This window comes from Kitasatospora sp. GP82, assembly GCF_029892105.1.
Lineage (GTDB): Bacteria > Actinomycetota > Actinomycetes > Streptomycetales > Streptomycetaceae > Kitasatospora.
In genome coordinates, this window is the sequence record NZ_JARZAJ010000115.1 from 1 (window position 1) to 1886 (window position 1886).

1 protein-coding gene and 1 pseudogene are annotated in these 1886 nt (G+C 68.1%); both read left to right on the forward strand.

Going from position 1 to position 1886, the window contains the following annotated elements:
- The coding region (locus tag P3T39_RS37300) for a methionine adenosyltransferase domain-containing protein (RefSeq protein WP_280703774.1) at positions 1-140 on the forward strand (140 nt) is incomplete at its 5' end.
- A gap of 202 nt (positions 141-342) precedes the next feature.
- A pseudogene (locus tag P3T39_RS37305) lies at positions 343-1886 on the forward strand (B12-binding domain-containing protein); the annotation flags it as partial.

A 1886-nucleotide genomic window follows, 5' to 3' on the forward strand; every position in this document is an offset into this window, starting at 1 on the left:
CCATCATCCGCGACCTCGACCTGCTGCGGCCCATCTACGCCCAGACCGCCGCGTACGGCCACTTCGGCCGTGAACTGCCCGACTTCACCTGGGAGTCCACCAGCCGCGCGGAGAAGCTGCGCGAAGTCCTGGGCCTTTAGCGCCTGTCCGGCCGACGCCGCCTGCCGCCGGCCTTGAACACGCGGTCCAGCCGTGTACTCCCGGGGGGCGGTGCACGGCTGGGCCACGTCCCCGAGATCTGTGCTCGAGCCGCCCCAGGCCAGTTCGAGTTCGCGCCGACAAGAGCGAAGACAAGGACGAGTACCCGTATGCGTATCGCCACCACCGGGTCGATCGCCACCGACCTTCACCCTGGCCACCGGGCAGGAGGAGTCGCGCAGGGACGGGATCGAGACGATCGGGGCGATCCGCGAGCTCAAGCGCCGCCGTCCGGCGGTGCAGACCACTCTGGGTCTGTCGAACATCTCTTTTGGGCTGAACCCGGCCGCGCGGGTGGTACTGAACTCGGTGTTCCTCCACGAGTGTGTGGAGGCCGGCCTGGACTCGGCGATCGTGCACGCCTCCAAGATCCTGCCCATCGCCCGCATCCCGCAGGAGCAGCGCGAGGTGGCCCTGGACCTGGTCTACGACCGCCGCAGCGAAGGCTACGACCCGTTGCGGAAGCTGCTCCAGCTGTTCGAGGGCGTGTCCTCGGCATCGGTGCGCGCCTCGAAGGCGGAGGAGCTGGCCGCGTTGCCGCTGCGGGAGCGCCTGCAACGCCGGATCATCGACGGTGAACGGGGTGGTCTGGAGGCGGATCTGGACGAGGCCCTGGTGTCGCGTCCGGCGTTGGAGATCATCAACGACACGCTGCTGTCGGGGATGAAGGTGGTGGGTGAGCTGTTCGGTTCGGGGCAGATGCAGCTGCCGTTCGTCCTGCAGTCCGCCGAGGTGATGAAGAGCGCGGTCGCCCACCTCGAACCCCACATGGAGAAATCGGATTCCGAGGGCAAGGGCACGATCGTGCTGGCCACGGTCAAGGGCGACGTCCACGACATCGGCAAGAACCTCGTCGACATCATCTTGTCCAACAACGGCTACAACGTCGTCAACCTCGGCATCAAGCAACCCGTCTCCGCGATCCTCGACGCCGCCCGGGAACACAACGCGGATGTGATCGGCATGTCCGGCCTCCTCGTCAAATCCACCGTGATCATGAAGGAGAACCTCCAGGAACTCAACCAGCGCGGCCTCGCCACCGACTACCCCGTCATCCTGGGCGGTGCCGCCCTCACCCGCGCCTACGTCGAACAGGACCTCCACGACATCTACCAGGGCGAAGTCCGCTACGCCCGCGACGCCTTCGAAGGCCTGCGCCTCATGGACGCCCTGATCGCGGTCAAGCGAGGCGTCCCCGGCGCCGCCCTGCCGGAGCTGCGCCAGCGCAGGCACGCCCGGGTCGAGGTCGAGGAGGCGCCGGAGGAGAACCTCGGGCAGATCCGCTCGGATGTCGCTGTCGACAACCGGGTGCCGTCGCCGCCGTTCTGGGGGGAGCGGATCGTCAAGGGGGTGCCGTTCGCGGACTACGCGTCGTGGCTGGACGAGGATGCGCTGTTCAAGGGGCAGTGGGGGCTGAAGGCGTCCCGCAGTGGTGACGGGCCTTCGTATGAGGAGCTGGTGGAGACCGAGGGCCGGCCGAGGCTGCGGATGTGGCTGGACCGGTTGCAGACCGAGGGCTGGCTGGAGGCGGCCGTGGTCTACGGGTACTTCCCGGCGGCGTCCAAGGGCGACGATCTGATCGTCTACAACGAGGACGGCTCGGAGCGGACCCGGTTCACCTTCCCCCGGCAGCGGCGCGGGCGCAGGCTGTGTCTGGCGGACTTCTTCCGTCCGGAGGAGTCCGGGCA